This window comes from Amphiplicatus metriothermophilus (assembly GCF_900199215.1).
Lineage (GTDB): Bacteria > Pseudomonadota > Alphaproteobacteria > Caulobacterales > Parvularculaceae > Amphiplicatus > Amphiplicatus metriothermophilus.
Genome location: NZ_FZQA01000001.1, coordinates 634,767 through 655,913, shown reverse-complemented (window position 1 = coordinate 655,913; position 21,147 = coordinate 634,767). Strand labels below are relative to the sequence as shown.

Here is a 21,147-nt window from a genome sequence, read left to right as displayed (position 1 = left end):
CTCTATGCTCCTCGCGCGGCGCGGACGGCTCCCCCAAGGTCGCGCGCCAGGCTCAATACAGGGTTAATCGCATTATCCGGCCGGCCCGGATCGGCGTCCAGCGCCGCCGCGAGCCGCTCGACGAGCGCCGAGCCGACCACCACGGCGTCCACGACGCGGGCGAATTCGGCCGCCTTTTCAGCCGTTTTGATTCCGAAACCAACCGCCACAGGCAAGCCCGATGCGGCCTTGAGCCGCGCGGCGGCCTCGGCGACGGCGCCGGCTTCTCCCGTTTTCGCCCCGGTCACGCCCGCCACCGAGACATAATAGACGAATCCGGAGGCGTTTTTCAAAACCGCGGGCATGCGCGCCGCGTCCGTGGTCGGCGTCGCGAGCCGGATGAAGTCGAGCCCGGCCGCGCGCGCCGGCAGGCGGAGCTCGGCGTCCTCCTCCGGCGGCAGATCGACGACGATAAGCCCGTCGACCCCGGCCGCGCGCGCGTCCTTTACGAACGCCTCGACCCCATAGGCGTGGAACGGGTTGTAATAGCCCATCAGCACGATGGGCGTTTGATCGTCTTCTTCCCGAAACGACCTGACGAGCGCCAGGGTCCGGCGCAGGGTCTGGCCGGCCTTGAGCGCGCGCAGGCCCGCGGCCTGAATCGCCGGTCCGTCGGCCATGGGATCGGTGAAGCACACGCCGAGCTCGATCGCGTCCGCGCCGGCCGCCGGCAGCGCCTTCAACAGCGCCAGCGAAGTCTCGTAGTCCGGATCGCCGGCCATCACGAACGGAACGAAGCCGGCCCGGCCCTCGCGGGCGAGCGCGTCGAACCGGGCGGCGAGGCGGGAGACAGGCTTCATTCGAAACAACGCAAAACGGCGCCGAGGCGGCCGGGCGCCTTCCCTAACCTCTTCTTCGCCCTCTTGGCAAAGGCGAAATGGTCACTCCTTCGCCATCAGGGTCATGGCGCCGACGACCATCGCCTCGACGCCGGACATGATCGACGGCTCGGGCTCGATACGAAAGAGCGGCGAATGATGGGAGGCCGCGGCGTCGAGCTCCTTCTCCTTCGTGCCGCCCACCATGAAATAGACGCCCTTCACGCCCGTCTCCGGCGCGACGAAATAGGCGAAATCCTCCGCGCCCATGCCTTCGCGCGGCTCTTCGAAGATCATGTCTTCGCCGAAATGATCGAGGAAGGCCGCCTTGATTCGGGCAGCCGTCTCCGCGTCGTTGATGGTCGGCGGCGTCGTTTCGGTCTTCGAGCGGATCACCTCGGGCAGCTTGTCCTCGGGCGCGCCGAGCGCGAGCGCCACGCCTTTCGCCACCCGGTCGATGCCGTCGAGCAGCTGCTCGCGGGTCTCCGGATCGTCCGAGCGCACGGTGAGCTGCATCTCGACGCGCTCGCCGATGATGTTGTGCTTGGTCCCGCCGTGAATCGCCCCCACCGTGACGACGCCGGGCTGGAGCGGCGGGATCGTGCGGCTCACCAAGGTCTGCAGCGAGACCACGATCTGCGCGGCGATCAGGACGGGATCGACCCCCTGATGCGGCGAGGCGCCGTGCGCGCCGACGCCGCGCACGATGATGTCGACGCTGTCCGAGCTCGAATAGGCGATGCCCTGCGGCACCTCGATCCTGCCGGCGGGCTTGCCGGCCGCGACATGGAAGGCGAGCGCGTAGTCGGGCTTGGGAAAGCGCTCGTAAAGTCCGTCGGCGAGCATGTCGCGCGCGCCGGAAATGCGCTCCTCGGCCGGCTGGCCGATGAGTACGAGCGTCCCGCTCCATTCGTCCCTTCTCGCCGCGAGCTGGCGCGCCGCGCCGACGAGCGCCGTCACATGCACGTCATGCCCGCAAGCGTGCATCACCGGCTGCTCGACGCCGTTGATGTCGACCTGGCGCGCCTTCGAGGCGTAGGGAAGGCCCGAGCGCTCCTCCACCGGCAGGCCGTCCATGTCAGCGCGCAGCATCACCGTCGGCCCGTCGCCGTTCTCCATCGTCGCGACGACCCCCGTGCCGCCGACCCCCGTCGTCACGCGATAGCCGAGCGCTTCAAGCTCGGCGGCGAGACGTTCGGCGGTCTTGAACTCGCGATGCGAAAGCTCCGGGTTCTGATGGAAATGGACGAACAGGTCGGCGAGATTGGCCTTATAGTCGGCCTTGATCGCCGCGCGCAGGGAGTCCTGCGCCGACGCGCCGCCGGCGAGCATCGCCGCCGTCGTAAGCAAAAGCGCGAATCGAAACGAACGTCGCGTTTTCATGAAGCCCTCTCAGTCTGCATCGATCCCCGGCCGCCGCCGTCATTCCTCAAGGCCCAGCTTTTCCGCCGCGCCCCAGTCATAGGGCGGCGGCGCGCCGCCCGGCCCCTTGAGATAATGCTTCATCCAGCGCAGCACGCGCGCAGCGTAGTCGTATTGCGCGGCGGCCTTGCGGTTGCCGTGGCCTTCGCCGGGATAGGTGACGAGGCGCACGGGCGCGCTCCCGTTGAGCTTGAGGAAGCGGTAAAGCTCATAGGACTGAGCCGGGTGCACGCGCGGGTCGGCCTCGCCGTGCAGGATGAGCGTCGGCGTCTTCGACTTGCCGGCATGGCGCACGGGCGAATGCTCGACGAACAGGTCCCAGTCCTCCCACGGATATTTCATGAAATGCACGTCGCGCATCTCGACCGGAATGTCCGTGCCCCCCGTAAAGGAGATGAGATCGGTGAGCGCGACGAAAGGCGCGGCGGCGGCGAAATGCTCCGAGGCGATCGTCGCGCCCCAGGCCGAAGCGAAGCCGCCATAGGAGCCGCCGTTGATCCCGACCTTCGCCCTGTTCACGAGCCCCTCTTCCGCGAGCGCGCCGACGCCGTCGACGATGTCCCAGAACTCCGCCCCCGGCGGGTCCTTATGGTCGAGCTTGGCGAAGGCCTCGCCGCGCCCCGTCGAGCCGCGATAGTTGGGGTAAAGAACCGCGAAGCCTTCTCCGGCCGCGATCTGGCCGAGCCCGCCATAGCTCGTCTTCCAGCCGTTCGAGTCGTGCGCTTCGGGCCCGCCGTGGACATGGACGATCAGCGGCCAGCCGGCGCGCGGCTTGCGCCCGTTCGGCGTGACGAGCACGCCTTCGACCTCCACCCCGTCGCGCGCCGCCCAGCGATAGACGCGCTGCCCGGCGAGGGCGATCCCTTCGAGCCATTCGTTGTGATCGGTCCATTTCGCCGGGACGGCGAGGCCGGCGCCGACATAGAGCTCGCGCGGATGGCGCGGGCTGTCGGCGACATAGGCGACTCTGTCCGTAGCCGGATCGACCTCGATGTCGTAGGCGACGAAGCCGTCATGCGCCGTCTCGCCGCGCTTTTGCCCGTCCGCGCCGTATTCGACGAGCGCCGAAGCGGTTCCGCGATGGACGAGCGCCCGGATGGAATCGTCCCCCGCCCAGGCGAAGTCCATGACATGCTGCTCGGCCCCGCGATCGAGGAGAACGTAATCCCCGCTCGCCGCGTCGGCGACCGCGAGCGTTCCGGCCGTCGGGTCGGACCGGTCGGCGGCGGCGAGGAAGGCGAGCTTCGCCCCGTCCGGCGAGAATTCGAACGCGCCGATCTTGCCGGGCGTTTCGACGACGGCCGTCGCGCGCCCGCGCGCAGGATCGACGATATGGATGCGCCGCGCCATGAAGCTGTCGTCGATGGTCGGCGTCGGCGCGAGCGCGACGGCGAGGCGCGCGCCGTCGGCCGACAGGGCGAGCGCGGAGGCGTGGCCTTCAAGATCGAGCTTTTCAGCCTCGCCGCCGTCGAGCGGCGCGCGCCAGACGCGCGCGAAGCGCAGGGATTCCTCATAGACGTTGGCGTCGAAGCCCTTCTCCTTCAGGTTTTTTTCCGTATCGGGCTGTTTTTCCGCCGCGATGAAGAAGATCGCCGCGCCGTCCGGCGTGAAGACGTAGTCGGCGATGTCCGTATCGAAGGAGAAGAGTTTCTCCGCCTCGCCGCCGTCGACGGGGATGGCGTACAGCGCGCGCGTCTTGTCGCCGTCGCGCTTGGCGAGAAAGGCGATCTTCTCCCCGTCCGGCGTCCAGGCGGGGCTGGCGACGCTGATCTCGCCGGCGACATAGGCGCGGTGCGCGCCCGGCCCGGTCGCGACATGCAGGTGAACGTCGGCCGGCCCGTTTTTCTCGCCGTTCAGCACGTCGCGCGGGTCGGAGACCGCATAGGCGAGCGCCGCGCCGTCGGGCGAGAACGCAGGCGCGCCGACCTGGCGGATGGAGAACAGATCGTCGAGCGTCATCGCCCGTCCGCGCTCCTGCGCGAAAGCAGGCGCGAGCGCGCCCGCCAGCATCGCCAGTCCTGCAAGTCCGAATCGGAAAGAATTGAGCGCCGCCGGCGCGCGTCTCGTCATGTCGCCCTCTTGATTGTCCGCTTGCTGGTTCGCGAATCGCGCAGCGACCTTAGCCAGATCGCGCAGGCGCGGCTACTGCTGGAAGGCGAGGCCCGCCTCGTCATTGTCCTGCCAGCGCACCTGGCATTCGCGGCGGAAGGCCATCTCGGCGATGGACAGAACCACGGTCGGCGGCAGCACATAGGCGCCCTGCAGCTTCACCCGGGCGCCGCCGCGGCTCATGTCCTGAACGATGCAGGCGAGATCGCCGCCGCCATGCCAGCGCACCCGGCCGAACTTGTAGGTGCTCCGCCGCTCCTCGGCGCGTTTGACCCGCTTGCGCGACAGGGCCGTCGGCGGGGGCGCGTCGGCGGGCTGCGCGCGCGAGGCGCGCGTCAGGGCGCTCAGCCGAGAATCGAGCTTCTTTCCGAAAGCCATGCAGCGAACCGTTTAGGACATCATTGGAAGTCTTGCCTAACGAAGTCTGAACGCGGCCGGCCTGCTAGCGGTAAACGACAGTAAAATCAGCGAGGTGCGTCGTCATCGCCCAACAGATCCATCACCGTGAAGATATCCTTGTCGCCGCGCCCGCACATGTTCATGAGCAGGATCTGGTCGGCGTCCATCTCGGCGGCCTTCTCCACCGCCCGGGCCAACGCATGGGCCGGCTCGAGGGCGGGAATGATGCCTTCGAGCGCGGCGCAGAGCTGAAACGCTTCGAGCGCCTCCCTGTCGGTCGCGGAGACGTATTTCACCCGGCCGGTCTCGTGCAGCCAGGCGTGCTCGGGTCCGACGCCGGGATAGTCGAGGCCCGCCGAGATCGAATGGGCCTCCTTGATCTGTCCGTCCTCGTCTTGAAGCAGATAGGTCCGGTTGCCGTGCAGCACGCCCGGCCGGCCGCCCGAGAGCGAGGCCGCATGTTCGCCCGTGTCCAGCCCCAGACCCGCAGCCTCCACGCCGATGATTTCCACGCCGGGATCATCGAGGAACGGATGAAAAAGCCCGATCGCGTTGGAGCCCCCGCCGATGCAGGCCATGATCGCGTCGGGAAGCCGGCCTTCGGCCTCGCGCATCTGCGCCTTCGCCTCGCGCCCGATCACCGACTGGAAATCGCGCACCATCATCGGATAGGGATGCGGGCCCGCGGCCGTGCCGATGATGTAGAACGTGTCGGCGACATTGGTCACCCAGTCGCGCAGCGCCTCGTTCATGGCGTCCTTGAGGGTCGCGCGGCCCGACGCGACGGGGCGCACCTCGGCGCCCAGAAGCTTCATGCGGAAGACGTTTGGCTTTTGCCGCTCGACGTCGGTCGCGCCCATATAGACGACGCAGGGAAGCCCGAAGCGCGCCGCGACCGTCGCCGTCGCCACGCCGTGCTGGCCGGCGCCCGTCTCGGCGATGATGCGCGTCTTGCCCATGCGCCGGGCGAGCAGGATCTGGCCCATGCAGTTGTTGATCTTGTGCGCGCCGGTGTGATTGAGCTCGTCGCGCTTGAAGTAAATCTTCGCGCCCTTGCCCGTCGCCGCCGTCGCGCGAACATGCTCGGTCAGCCTTTCGGCGTAGTAGAGCGGCGACGGTCTGCCCACGTAATGCTTGAGGTAGTACTCAAGCTCCCGGTGAAAATCCGGGTCTTTTTTCGCCCGGTCATACTCCTCGGCGAGCGCGAGGACGAGCGGGGTCAGCGTCTCGGCGACGAAGCGCCCGCCGAATTTTCCGAAGCGGCCGTCCCGGTCCGGTCCCGCGCGATAGCTGTTGGGTTTCTCCAAGGTCTCGATCCGTTGCGGCGGCCCGCCGGTCCTACCGCGCCGGCGGGGCGGGATAAAGGGCCCTCAGAAGGCCGCTTTCGCGGCCGCGACGAAAGCGGCGATCAGCCGCGCGTCCTTCACGCCCGGCGCCGACTCGACGCCGGAGGAGACGTCGACCCCCTCGAAGCCCGCGAGCCCTTTCACGGCGGCGACGGCGGCGGCGACCGTATCGGGCGCGAGCCCGCCCGCGAGCGCGAAGGGAGTCTCGCCCTCATAGGCCCGAAGCAGCGCCCAGTCGAACGCCGCGCCGTGCCCGCCCGGCCTGTCGGCGCTCCGGGGCGGGCGGGCGTCGAACAGGATCATGTCGGCCGCGTCGGCGAACGCCGCGGCCCCGGCCGCGTCCTCCGCCGCGCCGACCGGCACGGCCTTGATGACGCCGAGGCCGAACTGCCGGCCCATCGCCGCGCAGCGCTCGGGGCTTTCGCGGCCGTGAAACTGGAAATGGGTGAGAAAGGGCGCGGCCTCGGCGAGCGCCCGCTCGCCCGCGTCCACGAACAGGCCGACGAAGCCCGGCGCGTCAAAGCCCTGATCGAAAGCGGCCCGTTTCACCTCCGTCACGATGTCTTCGGCGGCCGCCGCATCGATAAAGCGCGGGCTTTTCGGGAAGAACACGAAGCCGAGATGGCTCGCGCCTGCCGCGGCGGCGGCGACCGCCGTCTCCGCATCGCGGATCCCGCAGATTTTGATGAAGCCGGGCATGGAAAGAAGGTCCTAGGACTGGGGAGGAGAAGAGTGCGCGGGCGGATCGGACGCCTCCAGCGTGGGGGGCGGCCCGCCCGCGGCCTGGCGGGCCGGCGCGAGTTCGCGTTTCACGGCCTCGAGTTCGCGCCGGGCCTGGCGCGCTGCGCGCCGGCCTTCGCGCCCCGACATCCACATCCCCCCTGCGCCGGCGAAGAAGCCTGCCAGCAGCGCCGCGATCAGCCAGAACCAGAGCGGCAGGGGCGGCGTCGCGATCGCCGGATTTTCGACGGAGAACGGATCGAGGCTGACCGGCACGGGCTGGCGGTTGGCGACCAGGAACACGACCAGCGCCACGCCCAGGCAGACCCAGACGACACGGCCCAGCAGCTTTTTCATGAGAGAGGAATTGACATGGTTTCGCGCCTGCGCGCAATCGGCCCCTTACGAAGCGGCGGGGGCGCGCCGGTTCAGCCGGTCGCGCAGCTCCTTGCCGGCCTTGAAGAAGGGCGCGTACTTCTCCGCGATATGCACCGGCTCGCCCGAGCGCGGATTGCGGCCGATCCGGGCGGGACGGCGCTTGACCGAAAAAGCGCCGAAGCCTCTCAGCTCGACGCGTTCGCCGCGCGCCAGTGCGTTTTCGATCTCCTGAAAGACGATCGACACGATGCGCTCGATGTCGCGATGGAACAGATTCGGGTTCTCATCGGCCAGCTTCTGAACGAGTTCGGACTTGATCATGATGGTCCCCGGCGGCGCAGACGCGCTTCCCGTAACGGCGAAACGCAGCCTGGCGGAAATCCCCCGCAATTTCAGCGGGTTAATGCTGGCAAAGCCGGCGTGCGGCGTCAAGGCGCTTCTTTATCGCCTTGCCGAAGGATAATGCTGGCCGCCATGAGCGGCGCGCGCGAGGACAAAACGGATTTCGGCTTCCGCGCCGTCCCGGTCGGGGAGAAGACCCGGCTGGTGCGGGGCGTCTTCGATTCCGTCGCCCGGCGCTACGACGCGATGAACGACGTGATGTCGGCCGGCGTCCACCGCCTGTGGAAGGCGGCGCTGCTCGACCGTCTCGCCCCGCAGCCCGGCGAGACGCTGCTCGACGCGGCCGGCGGGACCGGCGACGTCGCGATCGGCTTCCTGAAACGCGCCGACGCCGCCCCGCGCGCCGAGGCCCGTCCGCCGGCGCGCGCCGTCATCTGCGACATCAATCTCGAGATGCTCAAGGCCGGCGCGGCGCGGCGCGAGGCCGCCCGTTTCGGCGCGCGCCTTCGGCGCGTATGCGGCGACGCGGAGCGTCTTCCATTCCCGGACCGTTCGGTCGACGCCTATGCGATCGCTTTCGGCATCCGCAACGTAACGGACATGGACGCGGCCCTCCGCGAAGCATTCCGTGTGCTGAAAATTGGCGGTCGCTTCGCCTGCCTTGAGTTCTCCCGTCCGATTACGGAAGGCCTGCAGCGGGTCTACGACGCCTATTCCTTCAACGTCATCCCGCGCCTCGGCGAGATCATCGCAGGCGACAGGGAAAGCTACCAGTATCTCGTGGAGTCGATCCGGCGCTTCCCGACGCAGGACCAGTTCGCCGAGCGGATCGCCCGCGCCGGCTTTTCGCGCGTGTCTTACGAGAACCTGACCGGCGGCGTCGCCGCGATCCACCGCGCCTGGCGCATTTGAATCCGAGCGAGGAGCGATGTTCAGCGCGATCGCCGACTTCCTGCGCCTCGCCCGGGCCGGCTACGTGCTGGCGCGCCATGACGCGCTTCTGCCGGCCGAGTTCGCCCATCTCGCGCCGGCGCCGGTCCGGCTCGCCGGCGCGCTCATGCGCGTCGGCGCGCGACGGCGCGCGAACGGACGGGCCCTGCGCCCCGGCGAGCGCCTCGCCGCCGCCTTCGAACGGCTCGGCCCGGCCTATGTGAAACTCGGCCAGTTTCTCGCGACCCGCCCCGACATCATCGGCTTCGAACTCGCCGACGACCTCGGCCGGCTGCAGGACCGGATGCCGCCCTTTTCGCGCGACGCCGCCGCGCGCGAGATCGAGGCCGCCTTCGGCGCGCCTTTGGAGTCCCTGTTCGCGGAATTCTCCGACTCCATCGCCGCCGCGTCCATCGCGCAGGTCCACCGCGCGCGCCTGAAGACCGGCGAGACCGTCGCCGTGAAGGTGCTCCGTCCCCGGATCGAGCGCATCGCGGCGCGCGAGTTTCGCGCCTTCGCCCGCGCCGCGCGCCTGCTCGAGGCCGTCTCGCAGTCGGCGCGCCGGCTCGAGCCGGTGAAATTCGTCGAAACCCTCAAGGCGACGGCGGCGATCGAGCTCGATCTCAGGATGGAGGCCGGCGCGGCCTCGATCCTCGCCGAGGACCTGAAGGACGCAGCGGGAATCCGCGTGCCGCAGGTCGTCTGGCCCCTCACCGCCCGGCGGGTGCTTACGCTCGAATGGGCGGGCGGGATTCCGGTGAGCGATCTCGCCGGCCTCGACGCGGCGGGCGTGGACCGCAAGGCGCTCGCCGTCACGGTCATTCGCATGTTCCTGACCCAAGCCCTGCACAAGGGCTTTTTTCACGCCGACATGCATCAGGGAAACATGATGGTCGACGCTGAAGGCCGGCTGGTGCTCGTCGATTTCGGCATCATGGGCCGGCTCGACGAAAAGACCCGGCGCGTCTTCGCCGAGATCATTCACGGCTTCATCACCCGCAATTATCAGCGTACGGCGGAAGTCCATTTCGAGGCCGGCTACGTGCCGGCGGGCCATTCGGTCGACGCCTTCGCCCAGGCCCTGCGCGCGGTGGGCGAGCCGCTGTTCGGCAAGACGGCGGACAAGGTCGACATGAGCCGGGTGCTGCAGCAGCTTTTCGACGTGACCGCCCTGTTCGACATGCGCTTGCGGCCTGAACTCGTGCTGCTGCAGCGGACCATGGTTACGGTCGAGGGCGTGGCGCGCGCGCTCGATCCCGGAATCGACATGTGGGCGGCGGCCCGGCCGGTCGTCAAAAGCTATGTGGAGGGCGCGGTCGGCCTGCCGCAGCAGGCGCGCCGGCTGCGCGCGGCGGCGGCGCGCGCGCTCGAACTCGCTCCTCGGCTTCCCCATTACGCCGAACGGCTCGGCGCGGCGGCCGAGCGCGTCGCCGCGGGACGCGTCGAGCTCGCGCCGGAGACCGTCGACGCGCTCGCCCGCGCGCTTTCGCGCGAGCGGCGGCGCGCGCGCGGCGCGCTCGTCTTCGCGGGCCTCGCCGCGCTCATCCTCGCCGCGGCGGTCTGGCTTTCGTGACGCGGCTGCGAGATTTCGATGCTTGAACCGCGCCCGCGGAGACAGTATGATATCATTGTGATATCAGTCGGAGTTCCCCGTGGGACAGGCGATCGTTCGCAATCTCGACGACAATGTTCTCGCGCGCCTGAAAACCCGCGCGGAGCGCCTCAACAAGCCTTTGGAGCAAACCTTGCGCGAGATCCTCACCGAAGCGGCCCGCGCCGACAAACAGTCCGCCATCGCCCGCCTCCGGCAGATCAGCGCCATGGGGCCGGCCGCCGCCATCGACGCCGTCGACCTTATTCGGGAAGACCGGGATCGATGACGAGCGCCGTCGTCGACGCCAGCGTCGCGGTGAAATGGCTTGTCAGGCAGAACCTGTCGGAGGAAGCCTATCTGGCCCTTGAGCGGTATGAGCTGATCGCGCCAAGCCTGATCCTTGTCGAGATCGGAAACGCTCTGTGGAAGTATCACGAGGCGGGACAGGCGAGCCGCGAGAAATTGCGAGCGGCCATGGCCGGCATCGAGGCCATGTACTTTCTATCGACGCCGATTGATGAAAAGCTGACGACGGCCGCGCTTGAAATCGCCGCGGACATCGCCCATCCGCTTCATGATTGTTATTATCTGGCTTTGTCGCGCGCCGCAGGAGCGCCGCTGATCACCGCCGACAAGCGTCTTGAACGGGCCGCGGCCGGCGCCGGTTTCGACGTCATTGATCTTGCGGCGCTGCCGGAGCTGAAATCATGAGCGAACGCTCGATCCTTCTCGTCATCGGCGGCGGGATCGCCGCCTACAAATCGCTGGAGCTGATCCGCGAACTGTCGCGCCGCGAGATCAGGACGCGCGCGATCCTGACGCGCGGCGGCGCCGCGTTCATCACGCCCCTGTCCGTCGCCAGCCTTTCCGGCGAAAAATGCTACACGGATCTTTTCAGCCTGACCGACGAGGCGGAAATGGGCCATATCGAGCTGTCGCGCTCGGCCGACCTCGTGGTCGTCGCGCCCGCGACCGCCGATCTGACGGCCAAGGCCGCGAACGGCCTCGCCGACGATCTCGCCTCGACGGCGCTTCTGGCCACCGACAAGCCGGTGATGATGGCGCCGGCGATGAACGTGCGCATGTGGAAGCACCCGGCGACGCAGGAGAATATCCACATACTGAAGGATCGCGGCGTTCTGATGGTCGGGCCGGAGGAAGGCGATATGGCCTGCGGCGAGTACGGGCCGGGGCGCATGGCCGAGCCGCTCGTCCTCGCCGACGCGATCGAGGCCTGGTTCGCCGCCGCCGCCGACGGCCCGCTAAAGGGCAGGCGCGTTCTCGTCACCGCCGGGCCGACGATGGAGCCCATCGACCCGGTGCGCTACATCGCCAACCGCTCCTCCGGCAAGCAGGGCTACGCCATCGCCGCCGCGCTGAGGAATCTCGGCGCGGAAGTCGTGATGGTGACCGGCCCGACGGGCATCCCCGCGCCGGCGGGCGTCAAGGCCGTCCGCGTGGAGACGGCCCGGCAGATGATGGCCGCCGTCGAGAAGGAGCTGCCCGTCGACTGCGCCGTCATGTGCGCGGCGGTCGCCGATTACCGGCCCGAAATCGAGACCGAGCACAAGATCAAGAAGGAGCGCGGCGGACTGACGAACATTCCGCTGGCGGAGAATCCCGACATCCTCAGGACCGTCGCGCAGATGAAGACGGGCAGGCCGGCCCTCGTCGTCGGCTTCGCCGCCGAGACCGACGACATCATCGGCCACGCCGAGGCCAAGCGCCGGCGCAAGGGCTGCGACTGGATCGTCGCCAACGACGTGTCGATGGGGGCTCATTGCGCCATGGGCCGCGACTTCAACGCGGTGACGATCCTGTCCGACGACGGGGAGGAGTCCTGGCCGGAAATGCCCAAGGCGGAGGTCGCGCGCCGGCTCGCGCGAAAGATCGCCGACGCCCTCGCCGCGCCGCGCCCCGCGCAGGCCGCCGAATAGTCCCGAAGAGGAGAGCCCGCCCCATGGAAGTCGCCATCATCGTGCCGCTGATCGTGTTCGCGAGCCTCGTGCTCGTGATCGCGACGCCGTTCTATTTCCGCTACCGCAACCGCAAGGTCATCTACGAGGCGATAAAGATCAGCGTCGAGAAGACCGGCAGCGCCGATCCGAAGCTCATCGACGCCATCACCCATGACCGCATCGGACCCAATGGCGACCTGCGTCGGGGAATCCTGCTGTTGTGCCTGGCGGCGGCCTTCGCCGCGGCGCATTTCATCGCGCCGGCGGAAGATTACGGCTTTTCCTGGCTGGCGATCGCGCTGTTCCCGGGGCTGATCGGCGCGGCCTATATCGGTTTTCACTTCCTCGCGCCGCGCGAGCCGACGGTGTAGCCGCGTCTTCGGGCGCATCGTCGAGCCGGCGCGCGAGCGTCTTGGGCGCGACCGCGCGGTAGCTTTGCGCGATCCAGCCTTTCAACAGGTCGAGATCGACCGGGTCTTTCGGCCCGAGCCGCGCGGTCACCCAGCCGGATCTGCCGAGGCCGTAGCCGGCCGGCTCGACATAGGGCAGGGTCGTCGCCATCTCCGCCGATACCGGCAGCTTCGCCGTCATCGACAGCTTGCCTTCGTAAAGCTGCGCGCCGGAGAGAAACACGAAAGCCTTCTTGCGCACCTTGATAGCGATGTGATCCCAGGGATGGTCCTCATGGGCTTCGGGAAAGGCGAGCGCATAAGCGCGCAGCCTCTCCTGCAGGTCGAACAGCTTCTTTGTCATGCGCGGCCTTTCTTGCCGGGCGGCGGACGCGCAGCCTAACATGCCCGCGCCGGAACCGGAAAAGGAGGCGCCTCATGGCCGCGAAGATCCCGCAAGCGATCATCGACCTGTACGACGCCTTCACCCACGGGGCGCTCGACCGGCGCGCGTTTCTGGAGCGCCTTGCAGGGCTCGCCGGCGGGGCCGCCGCGGCGAGCGCGCTGCTCCCCATGCTGACCAATGATTACGCCCGCGCGGCGATCGTTCCGGAGGACGATCCACGGCTCGACATCTTCACGGCGCGGTTCGACGTCGACGTCGTCGATCTGATCGAACCGGAGGAGCTCGTCGCGGACGGCGCGCCCAACGCCGGCGTCGTCCCGACCAGACATCTGCCTTTCGTCACGGCCTACGGCGCACGCCCGAAAAACGCCCCGCGCCGGCCCGCCGTGATCGTCATCCATGAGAACCGCGGCCTTAATCCGCATATCAAGGATGTGGCGCGGCGCATCGCGCTCGAGGGCTTCCACGCCTACGCCGTGGACATGCTCTCGCCCTTCGGCGGGACGCCCGACGACGAAGACAGGGCGCGCGCGATGATCGGCAAGCTCGACCGCGACAAGACGGTCGCTAAGCTCGCCGAGATCGCCGGGCGGGTCGAGCGCGACAAAGCGCACGGCGGCAAGGTCGGCGCGGTCGGCTTCTGCTGGGGCGGCGGCATGGTCAACGCGCTCGCCGCGGCGCAGCCCGCGCTCGACGCCGGCGTGGCCTATTATGGCCGTCCGGCGAGCGCGGAAGAAGCGGCGCGGATCAAGGCCGCGCTGCTTCTGCATTACGCCGGCGAGGACGCGCGCATCAACGCCGGCGTCCCCGACTATGAAGCGGCGCTGAAGGCGGCCGGCGTCGATTATCGGCTGTACATGTATGAAGGCGCCCAGCACGCCTTCAACAACGACACGAACGCCGCGCGCTATGACAGGGCGGCGGCCGATCTCGCCTGGTCGCGCACGATCGCGTTCCTTAAAGAAAGGCTCGGTTGATTCGGAAGCCGAAATCCGCAAAGCGGTCTGTCCGGTTTACTGCTTTTCGGCGACGCGCGCGGTTTCATGTCAGATCGAGCCTACATCCCGAAGATCTACGGCCGGCGCCAGGACAAGCCTCTGAAGCCGCGCCAGGCGCGGCTGATGGAGACGTTGCTGCCGCGCCTGGCCATGCCCGACCCGGCCGCCGGACCGATCGACCTTGCGGCGCTTTTTCCGCAGGCGGAGGCTTTCGAGTTCGAAGCGGGCTTCGGCGGCGGCGAGCATCTCGCCTGGCACGCCGCGCGCCGGCCGCGCACGGGCTTCGTCGGCGCCGAGCCTTTCGTCAACGGCGTCGCCAAGCTGCTTGCGCGCATCGCGGACGAGGGGCTTGAGAACGTCCGCATCCATCACGGCGACGCGCGCCCGCTCATGGAGGCGCTGCCGGACGCCAGCCTGTCGCGCATCTACGTGCTGCATCCCGACCCGTGGCCGAAGCGGCGCCACTTCAAGCGGCGCATGATAAGCCCGTGGTTCTTCGCCGAAGCCGCGCGCCTGCTCAAGGGCGGGGGCGAGCTGCGCGTCGCGTCCGACATCCCGGACTATGTGCGCTGGACCCTGATGCATGCGCGCGGCGCGCCGGCGTTCGAATGGGCCGCCGAGCGCGCGCGCGACTGGACGGAGCGCCCCGACGACTGGCCGCAGACGCGCTATGAGGCCAAGGCCGTGCGCGAGGGGCGCGCGCCCGCCTATCTGATCTTTCGCCGCAGGCGTTGGGCGCTGTCGCGCATGTAAGTTGGCGAGGGGGCCATGCGCGTTTTAGATGCGCCCAGGCGCGACGGGATGACGACGCGATGCGTTTGAGGCTTTTGTTTCTCGCCGGACTGGCGGCGCTGGCGGCGGGCTGCGCGAAGCTGACGCTCGCCTGGGCCGATCTCGACGGGCGCGGCCCGCCGGCGCGGCCCGCCCTGTTCGACGGCGCGCCGCCCGACATCGAGCGCTGGGAGAGCGAAGAAGCCCCGCGCCTGCGCGCGCTGCTCCAGGCCCATATCTACGGCTTCATGCCGGAGAAGTCCGCCGCGAGGCTCGTCAGCCGCCGGATCGTCGATCCGGCGGCGTTCGACGGCGCGGGCGTTCTCGAAGAGTACGAGGTCGTCGCATCGGCGACCTTCGGCGGCGAGACGCGCGACAGCGCGCCCTTTTACGTCGACGTGCTTCTGCCGGCCGGCGCCGACGGGCCGGTTCCGGCGATCGTCATGGAGACCTTCTGCCCGCGCTGGGACACGATTCCCCATCCGGGCCTGGCGCGCCCCGACGGCGCCGGGGCCTGCGGCGACGGGAGCCTTTTCGCCGGCGCCATGACCTATGTGTTCGGGCGCTATATCGCGACGCCGCCGATCGACGAAATTCTGGCGCGCGGCTACGCCGTCGCCGCGATCTATCCCGGCGAGGCGATCCCGGATTCGCGCGCGCCTGGAATCGCCGCGCTCGAAGCGCTCGCCGCCGGCCATGACGCGCCGGCGACGCGCTGGGGCGCGATCGCCGCCTGGGCGTGGATGTATTCGCGGGTCGCCGACATTCTCGAGGCGGACGAACGCATCGACCGCGACGGGCTCGTCGCCTGGGGCCATTCGCGCTACGCCAAGGCCGCGCTCGTCGCCGCGGCCTTCGATCCGCGCATCGACGCCGTGATCGCCCATCAATCGGGAACCGGCGGGGCGGCGCTCAATCGCGGCAAGATGGGCGAAACCGTGCGCGAGATCGCCGACCGGTATCCGCACTGGTTCGCGCCCGCTTACGCCGCCTACGCCGGACGCGAAGACGAAATGCCGGTCGACCAGCATCACCTTCTGGCGCTGATCGCCCCGCGCCCGGTCTTTCTGGGGAACGCGCGCCGCGACGTATGGTCCGATCCGGGCGGAACGTTCCGCGCGGCGAAGGGCGCGAGCCCGGCATACGCCCTTTACGGCGCGCGCGGGCTCGATCAGGACCGACTCGTTCCCTACAGACCCGACGCCGACATCGCCTTCTGGATCCGTCCCGGCACGCATGGGATCGTCAAGGAGGACTGGCCGGCCTTTCTCGACTTTCTCGACGCGCATTTCGGTGCGAAAGACGAACGAAAGACCGTGGCGGGCGCGCGCCGCGGCCCATAGGATGCGCGCCATGTTCGACGACGCGAAGACCGGGCGCTTCGATCTCGACGGCGCCCTCGCCCGGCTTTACGCCGCCGCGCCGGCGTCAGTGTCGTTCCGGAAGCTGCGCAAGCGCCTGCTCCGCCGGACGCAGGAGGCGATCGCCCGCTACGCCATGACGCCGGCCGCCGGCGAGCGGTGGCTTGTCTGCCTTTCGGGCGGCAAGGACAGCCACGGGCTGCTTGCGCTTCTGCTCGATCTCAAATGGCAGGGCGCGCTCAAGGCCGATCTTCTCGCCTGCAATCTCGACCAGGGCCAGCCGGGCTTTCCGGAGCGCGCGCTGCCCGACTATCTCGCGCGGCTCGGCGTTCCCTTCCGCATCGAGAGGAAAGACACCTATTCCGTCGTCGCCGGGAACACGCCGGCGGGCAAGACCTATTGCGCGCTGTGCTCGCGCCTGCGGCGCGGCCATCTTTACCGCATCGCGCGGGAGGAGGGCTGCTCGGCCGTCGTGCTCGGCCACCACCGCGACGACGCGCTCGAGACGTTCCTGCTCAACCTCTTCCATGGCGGCCGGCTCGCCGCCATGGCGCCGAAGCTCAGAAACGACGCGGGCGACCTGTTCGTGCTGCGCCCCCTCATTCTGTGCGCGGAGGACGATCTGGCGAAATTCGCCGCGGCGATGCGTTTCCCCGTCATCCCCTGCGACCTGTGCGGCTCGCAGGACGGGCTCAGGCGTCAGGCGATGAAGCGCCTGCTCGATCAATGGGAGAAAGCGCATCCCGGCCGGCGCGAGACCATGTTCCGGGCGCTGCAGAACGTGCGCCCCGGCCAGCTCGCCGATCCGTCGCTGTGGGACTTCGCCGCCCTCGACGCCGGCGCGGACGAAGCCGATCAGGCGTAGCGCCGCCCGCCGGCCGTCCCGAAAAGCCCGAACAGGAAGGAAAGCCCGCCCCAGACGACGGCGAAGGCGCCGCCGGCGTAGGCCGCGCCGTCGAGCGTCGCCGGGATCGCCGGGCGGTATTCGGCGTAGGCCGAACGCGCGATGTCGGGCTCGAAACGGCGCGCCAGCACGAGCGGGCGCGCGTAATCGCCCGCGGCCTTCAGCGCCGCAAGATGGGCCGCGAGCTTTTCATGCCGCGCGTAGGTCTCTTCGACGGCGTCGGCGGTTTTGTCCGCAGACGTCCTTCCGGTCGCGCGCAGATCCGCGACATAGCCCTCGCGGGAAAGCCCGGCCTCGGCCGCGACCGCGTCGTAACGCGCGACGACCGCGCGCAGCTCTTCCACGCGGCCCGTCAGGTTCTGCATGTATTGCAACGTAAAGCCCGGCGCCTGCGAGCCGGCCGCGCCGGCGGCGAGTCCGAAAAGAATCGCGATCAGCCGTGCAAACATGAAAGCCCCCGTCTTCTCCCGATCCCGACGGCGCGCATGCTCGCCGATCGTCAGGCGGGAATCCAGCCTTAACGCCGGCGGCGACGGGCGAAGGCGAGAAAGCCGGCGAGGCCGGTGAGGAACAGCGGCAGCGCGCCCGGAACCGGCACGGGAGGCAGTTCCGGCGGCGGCTCGTCGGGCTGGAACGGCCCGAAGGGCGCCAGCACGCGGGGCAGACCCGGCCCGCCCGGCGCCGCGCCGGGCCCCAGAAGTCCCCCGCCCGGCGCAAGGGCGAAGCTCAGCGGCTCGCCCAACGGCGCCGTCGGCGCCCCGGCGACGAACCCGTCCGGGCCCGCATGCGGCCCGTCCAGAAGGTCGCCGGCGACCGACCGCACGGCCGCCTGCTGCAGGGGGCCGCCGCGCCGGCGCGCCCCGGCGAGCCGCGGCCCGTCCCGGCCTGCGTGAAGCCGCATGCCGCGTCCGCCCGGCCCGCAGGCGCGTTCGTTCATATTGGCGCGCAGGCCCGAAAAGCCGCGGAAGGGATGGCAGTCCCACACGCTCTCGCTCATCTCGACGACGTAAGGCGGCCCGACATAGGCCGGCGGCGCCTCAGCCTTCTCCCGCCCGCTATGGAACACGCCGAGAAACCACGCCGTCGGCGCGACGACCAGCGTTGCGAAAAGAAACACGGCCAGCGCTGCATAAAGCCTGCGACGCGACACGGGAGCGGCCTCTTGCGGTTGCGCCTGAGGCCCGTTTCAACTTTCGCGCCAGAAATTCAGAGTTTGTTAACCAATCGACGCTCCTGCCGACGCGCGGCGCATGGGGGGCTGACAAGCCGCCGCCGGCGCCCTATATTCCCGTCAAACGCTATCGAAGCTTTTCGAAAGCGGGCCCCGCGGGGCCCGCTTTTTCGTTCCAGGCCCGCCCCGGAGACACGCGTGCAGCCGATCGAGGAAAAGATCGCCGCCCTCATCGAACCGGTCGTCCGCGACGCCGGCTTCGAGCTGGTGCGCGTGCGCGTGAGCGGCAAGCAGGCGCTGACGCTGCAGGTCATGGCCGAGCGGTCCGACAAGACCATGTCGGCGGAGGACTGCGCCGCCCTTTCGCGCGCGCTCTCGCCGGTTCTCGACGAGGCCGATCCGATCGCCGGCGCCTACCGGCTCGAGGTCTCCTCGCCCGGCATCGACCGGCCGCTCACGCGCCTGAAGGATTTCGAGGACTGGCAGGGCTACGAAGCGAAGATCGAGCTCGACCGCGTCGTCGAGGGCCGCAGGCGCTTTCGCGGAACGCTCGCCGGGGTCGAGGGCGAGAACGTCATGCTCGACATCGAGGGCGAGGAAGAAACCGCCCTCATTCCTTTCGCCTGGATTTCCGCGGCCAAGCTCGTCCTCACCGACGCGCTGATCCGCGAGAGCCTCACTGCGGCCAAGCAGGCCGCCGCAACGGAGACGACCGATGAGAAACGACAGCATGGAGAACACCCATGACCGCGATTAGCGCGAACAGGCTTGAGCTGATCCAGATCGCCGACGCGGTCGCGCGCGAGAAGACCATCGACAAGTCGCTCGTGATCGCCGCGATGGAGGACGCGCTCGCCCGCGCCGCGCGCTCGCGCTACGGCCACGAGACCAATATCAAGGCCGAGATCAACCCGAAGACCGGCGAGACCCGTCTGTGGCGGCTGCTCGAAGTGGTTGAGGCGGTCGAGAACGACGCCACCGAGATCGATCTCGAAAGCGCGCGCCACAAGAATCCGGCGGCGAATGTCGGCGACTTCATCTCCGAACCGCTGCCGCCGATCGATTTCGGCCGCGTCGCCGCCATGGCCGCCAAACAGGTCATCACCCAGAAGGTGCGCGAGGCCGAACGCGACCGTCAGTATGAAGACTACAAGGACCGGATCGGCGAGATCGTCAACGGCATCGTCAAGCGCGTCGAGTACGGGCACGTGATCGTCGATCTCGGCCGCGCCGAAGCGGTCATCCGCCGCGACCAGCAGCTTCCCCGCGAGGCCTATCGCAACGGCGACCGGGTGCGCGCCTATATCATGGACGTGCGCCGCGAACCGCGCGGGCCGCAGATCTTCCTCTCGCGCTCGCATCCGCAGTTCATGGCCAAGCTCTTCGAACAGGAAGTGCCGGAGGTCTATGACGGCGTGATCGAGATCAAGGCCGTCGCGCGCGATCCCGGCAGCCGCGCCAAGATCGCCGTCTGGTCCAAGGACAGCTCGATCGACCCCGTCGGCGCCTGCGTCGGCATGCGCGGCTCGCGCGTGCAGGCGGTCGTCAACGAGCTCGCCGGGGAGAAAATCGACATCGTGCCCTGGGCGCCGGATTCGGCGACCTTCGTGGTCAACGCGCTCGCCCCGGCGGAGGTCGCCAAGGTCGTGCTCGACGAGGAGCTTGAGCGCATCGAGGTGGTGGTGCCCGACGAGCAGCTTTCGCTGGCCATCGGCCGGCGCGGCCAGAACGTGCGCCTCGCCTCGCAGCTCACCGGCTTCGAGATCGACATCATGACCGAGGAGGAGGAGTCCGCGAAGCGTCAGGAGGAGTTCCGTCAGCGCTCGGAGCTGTTCATGCAGGCGCTCGACGTGGACGACATGATGGCCGGCCTTCTGGTGTCCGAAGGCTTCGCCAAGATCGAGGAGATCGCCTTCGTCGATCTCGAGGAGCTGATGGACATCGACGGCATCGACGAGGAGACCGCGCAGGAGCTTCAGGCCCGCGCCAACGACTATCTCGAAGAAGAGGCCAAGAAGCTCGACGCGCGGCGAATCGAGCTCGGCGTCGAGGACGCGCTCGCGGAGATGGACGGCCTCGATCTCAAGATGGTCGTCGCCCTCGGCGAGAACGGCGTCAAGACCGTCGAGGATCTCGCCGGCTGCGCCACGGACGATCTGACCGGCTGGACCGAGCGTGTCGACGGCGAGCGCAAGCATTACGAAGGCATTCTCGAAGCGTACAAGATCGCGCCCGAGGATGCAGAGGATCTGATCATGCGCGCGCGCGTCGCGGCGGGCTGGATCAGCGAGGAGGATCTGCGCCGCGACGAGGAAGAAGCGCAGGAGGAGGCCGCTGACGAAACCGCCTGAAGGCCGCGCGAAGGAACGCGCGCGCACATGCATCGCCTCCGGCGAGGCGCGATCGCCCGAGACGATGATCCGCTTCGTCCTCGACCCGCAGGGGCGCGTGACGCCGGACCTCGCCGGCGATCTGCCCGGACGCGGCGCCTGGACGTCGGCGCGGCGCGAGGCGATCGTGAAGGCCGCCGCCAAGGGGCTCTTCGCAAGAGCCTTCAGGCGGCCGGCCGTTCTGCCCGACGGTCAGGGTCCGGAGGATTTCGCCGCGGCGATCGAGGCCGGGCTTGAAGCGCGCCTGCTCGCGGCGCTAGGCCTGGCGCGCCGGGCCGGCGCGCTGGCCGTCGGCTTCGACCAGGCCCGCGCCGCGCTGAAGGAGGGCCGCGCCGCCGCGCTGGCGACGGCGACCGACGCAGGCGAGGACGGCGCGGAAAAGCTCGCGCGTCTCGCCCGCGGCCTGCCGGTGCTGCGCGCCTTCGACGCGGCGGCGCAGTCGGCGGCCCTGGGCAAGGACGGCGTCGTCTACGCCGCCCTGCTTTCCGGACCGGCGGCGGCGCGGGTGCTGCGCGAAGCGCGCCGGCTCGACGGATTTCGGCCGGTTCTTTGCGTCGCGACGCAGGACGCGCCCGCGCCGTGAGCGACGATCGGGCCCGTTTCGACGGGCGGCAGTGGACCCCGGCCGCTTTGGGCGTTATGTCCAGTGCGGCTTTCGATCAGGGCGCGACGCGCCCGCGACAGAGCCCGCCGCGCGCCGCG

At 69.1% G+C, this 21,147-nt stretch carries 24 protein-coding genes; 13 read left to right on the top strand and 11 right to left on the bottom strand.

Annotation, left to right across the window (positions count from 1 at the left end; genetic code table 11):
- Positions 1 to 2 precede the first annotated feature (2 nt).
- The 8 genes from trpA to CHB64_RS03235 all read right to left on the bottom strand — a co-directional run bounded on the left by trpA (position 3) and on the right by CHB64_RS03235 (position 7,552).
- Positions 3 to 839: a tryptophan synthase subunit alpha gene (trpA, locus tag CHB64_RS03270; RefSeq protein WP_089411456.1), complete on the bottom strand. Its 837-nt coding sequence runs from the start codon at positions 837 to 839 to the stop codon at positions 3 to 5.
- An 81-nt stretch (positions 840 to 920) separates the two neighbouring features.
- Positions 921 to 2,240 (bottom strand): amidohydrolase, encoded by a 1,320-nt coding sequence (locus CHB64_RS03265; protein ID WP_089411133.1) that lies wholly within the window; start codon positions 2,238 to 2,240, stop codon positions 921 to 923.
- Between the two features lie 39 nt (positions 2,241 to 2,279).
- Positions 2,280 to 4,349, bottom strand: coding sequence for a S9 family peptidase (locus CHB64_RS03260; RefSeq protein WP_089411132.1), 2,070 nt, complete (start codon positions 4,347 to 4,349; stop codon positions 2,280 to 2,282).
- Between the two features lie 72 nt (positions 4,350 to 4,421).
- Entirely contained in the window at positions 4,422 to 4,766 is a 345-nt protein-coding gene (locus tag CHB64_RS03255; protein WP_089411131.1) for a PilZ domain-containing protein, read from the bottom strand.
- 86 nt (positions 4,767 to 4,852) lie between these two features.
- A complete protein-coding gene (trpB, locus tag CHB64_RS03250; RefSeq protein WP_089411130.1) occupies positions 4,853 to 6,094 on the bottom strand; it encodes a tryptophan synthase subunit beta in 1,242 nt (413 codons plus the stop codon).
- A gap of 63 nt (positions 6,095 to 6,157) precedes the next feature.
- Complete coding sequence (locus CHB64_RS03245; protein WP_089411129.1) at positions 6,158 to 6,832, bottom strand: phosphoribosylanthranilate isomerase; 675 nt, start codon at positions 6,830 to 6,832, stop codon at positions 6,158 to 6,160.
- 12 nt (positions 6,833 to 6,844) lie between these two features.
- Entirely contained in the window at positions 6,845 to 7,210 is a 366-nt protein-coding gene (locus CHB64_RS03240) for a lipopolysaccharide assembly protein LapA domain-containing protein (protein WP_089411128.1), read from the bottom strand.
- Between the two features lie 45 nt (positions 7,211 to 7,255).
- Positions 7,256 to 7,552, bottom strand: a complete 297-nt coding sequence (locus tag CHB64_RS03235; RefSeq protein ID WP_089411127.1) for an integration host factor subunit beta — start codon at positions 7,550 to 7,552, stop codon at positions 7,256 to 7,258.
- Positions 7,553 to 7,705: 153 nt separating this feature from the next.
- Between CHB64_RS03235 and CHB64_RS03230 the strand changes: the two genes are divergently transcribed.
- From CHB64_RS03230 to CHB64_RS15025, 6 genes are all read left to right on the top strand, one after another.
- The gene (locus tag CHB64_RS03230) at positions 7,706 to 8,485 is read left to right on the top strand and encodes a class I SAM-dependent methyltransferase (protein WP_089411455.1); all 780 of its coding nucleotides are present in this window, start codon (positions 7,706 to 7,708) and stop codon (positions 8,483 to 8,485) included.
- A gap of 16 nt (positions 8,486 to 8,501) precedes the next feature.
- Positions 8,502 to 10,076, top strand: a complete 1,575-nt coding sequence (gene ubiB / locus CHB64_RS03225; RefSeq protein WP_089411126.1) for a 2-polyprenylphenol 6-hydroxylase — start codon at positions 8,502 to 8,504, stop codon at positions 10,074 to 10,076.
- 79 nt (positions 10,077 to 10,155) lie between these two features.
- Positions 10,156 to 10,383 (top strand): FitA-like ribbon-helix-helix domain-containing protein, encoded by a 228-nt coding sequence (locus CHB64_RS03220; RefSeq protein WP_089411125.1) that lies wholly within the window; start codon positions 10,156 to 10,158, stop codon positions 10,381 to 10,383.
- Positions 10,380 to 10,808, top strand: a complete 429-nt coding sequence (locus tag CHB64_RS03215; protein ID WP_089411124.1) for a type II toxin-antitoxin system VapC family toxin — start codon at positions 10,380 to 10,382, stop codon at positions 10,806 to 10,808. Before CHB64_RS03220 ends, CHB64_RS03215 begins: the two co-directional genes overlap by 4 nt.
- On the top strand, positions 10,802 to 12,034 hold the full coding sequence (gene coaBC / locus CHB64_RS03210; RefSeq protein WP_089411123.1) for a bifunctional phosphopantothenoylcysteine decarboxylase/phosphopantothenate--cysteine ligase CoaBC: 1,233 nt from the start codon (positions 10,802 to 10,804) through the stop codon (positions 12,032 to 12,034). Before CHB64_RS03215 ends, coaBC begins: the two co-directional genes overlap by 7 nt.
- Before the next feature lie 23 nt (positions 12,035 to 12,057).
- Positions 12,058 to 12,426 carry a DUF6249 domain-containing protein gene (locus CHB64_RS15025; RefSeq protein WP_143265929.1) on the top strand — a complete coding sequence of 123 codons (369 nt, stop codon included), beginning with the start codon at positions 12,058 to 12,060 and terminating at the stop codon, positions 12,424 to 12,426.
- Here CHB64_RS15025 and CHB64_RS03205 read toward each other — a convergent pair.
- Complete coding sequence (locus CHB64_RS03205; RefSeq protein WP_159462399.1) at positions 12,308 to 12,808, bottom strand: MmcQ/YjbR family DNA-binding protein; 501 nt, start codon at positions 12,806 to 12,808, stop codon at positions 12,308 to 12,310. The two genes, CHB64_RS15025 and CHB64_RS03205, sit on opposite strands and share 119 nt — an antisense overlap.
- 74 nt (positions 12,809 to 12,882) lie before the next feature.
- Between CHB64_RS03205 and CHB64_RS03200 the strand changes: the two genes are divergently transcribed.
- The 4 genes from CHB64_RS03200 (at position 12,883) to ttcA (ending at position 16,845) form a co-directional block, all read left to right on the top strand.
- Positions 12,883 to 13,827, top strand: coding sequence for a dienelactone hydrolase family protein (locus CHB64_RS03200; RefSeq protein ID WP_089411121.1), 945 nt, complete (start codon positions 12,883 to 12,885; stop codon positions 13,825 to 13,827).
- A gap of 66 nt (positions 13,828 to 13,893) precedes the next feature.
- Positions 13,894 to 14,601, top strand: coding sequence for a tRNA (guanine(46)-N(7))-methyltransferase TrmB (gene trmB / locus CHB64_RS03195; RefSeq protein ID WP_089411120.1), 708 nt, complete (start codon positions 13,894 to 13,896; stop codon positions 14,599 to 14,601).
- Between the two features lie 59 nt (positions 14,602 to 14,660).
- Entirely contained in the window at positions 14,661 to 15,962 is a 1,302-nt protein-coding gene (locus CHB64_RS03190) for a glucuronyl esterase domain-containing protein (RefSeq protein ID WP_089411119.1), read from the top strand.
- 10 nt (positions 15,963 to 15,972) lie between these two features.
- Positions 15,973 to 16,845 (top strand): tRNA 2-thiocytidine(32) synthetase TtcA, encoded by an 873-nt coding sequence (gene ttcA, locus CHB64_RS03185; RefSeq protein ID WP_089411454.1) that lies wholly within the window; start codon positions 15,973 to 15,975, stop codon positions 16,843 to 16,845.
- Here ttcA and CHB64_RS03180 read toward each other — a convergent pair.
- Both CHB64_RS03180 and CHB64_RS03175 read right to left on the bottom strand, forming a co-directional pair.
- The gene (locus CHB64_RS03180) at positions 16,836 to 17,333 is read right to left on the bottom strand and encodes a DUF2937 family protein (RefSeq protein ID WP_089411118.1); all 498 of its coding nucleotides are present in this window, start codon (positions 17,331 to 17,333) and stop codon (positions 16,836 to 16,838) included. The genes ttcA and CHB64_RS03180 overlap by 10 nt on opposite strands.
- 68 nt (positions 17,334 to 17,401) lie before the next feature.
- Positions 17,402 to 18,034, bottom strand: a complete 633-nt coding sequence (locus tag CHB64_RS03175) for a PEP-CTERM sorting domain-containing protein (protein ID WP_200815208.1) — start codon at positions 18,032 to 18,034, stop codon at positions 17,402 to 17,404.
- Between the two features lie 219 nt (positions 18,035 to 18,253).
- Between CHB64_RS03175 and rimP the strand changes: the two genes are divergently transcribed.
- Genes rimP through CHB64_RS15335 form a run of 3 tightly spaced genes read left to right on the top strand, consistent with a single transcriptional unit; the run spans position 18,254 to position 21,028 of the window.
- Entirely contained in the window at positions 18,254 to 18,802 is a 549-nt protein-coding gene (gene rimP / locus CHB64_RS15340; RefSeq protein WP_234993301.1) for a ribosome maturation factor RimP, read from the top strand.
- The gene (gene nusA, locus CHB64_RS03165; RefSeq protein ID WP_089411115.1) at positions 18,799 to 20,406 is read left to right on the top strand and encodes a transcription termination factor NusA; all 1,608 of its coding nucleotides are present in this window, start codon (positions 18,799 to 18,801) and stop codon (positions 20,404 to 20,406) included. The genes rimP and nusA overlap by 4 nt, the downstream gene beginning before the upstream one ends.
- Complete coding sequence (locus CHB64_RS15335) at positions 20,351 to 21,028, top strand: RNA-binding protein (RefSeq protein WP_327078517.1); 678 nt, start codon at positions 20,351 to 20,353, stop codon at positions 21,026 to 21,028. Before nusA ends, CHB64_RS15335 begins: the two co-directional genes overlap by 56 nt.
- Positions 21,029 to 21,147 lie beyond the last annotated feature (119 nt).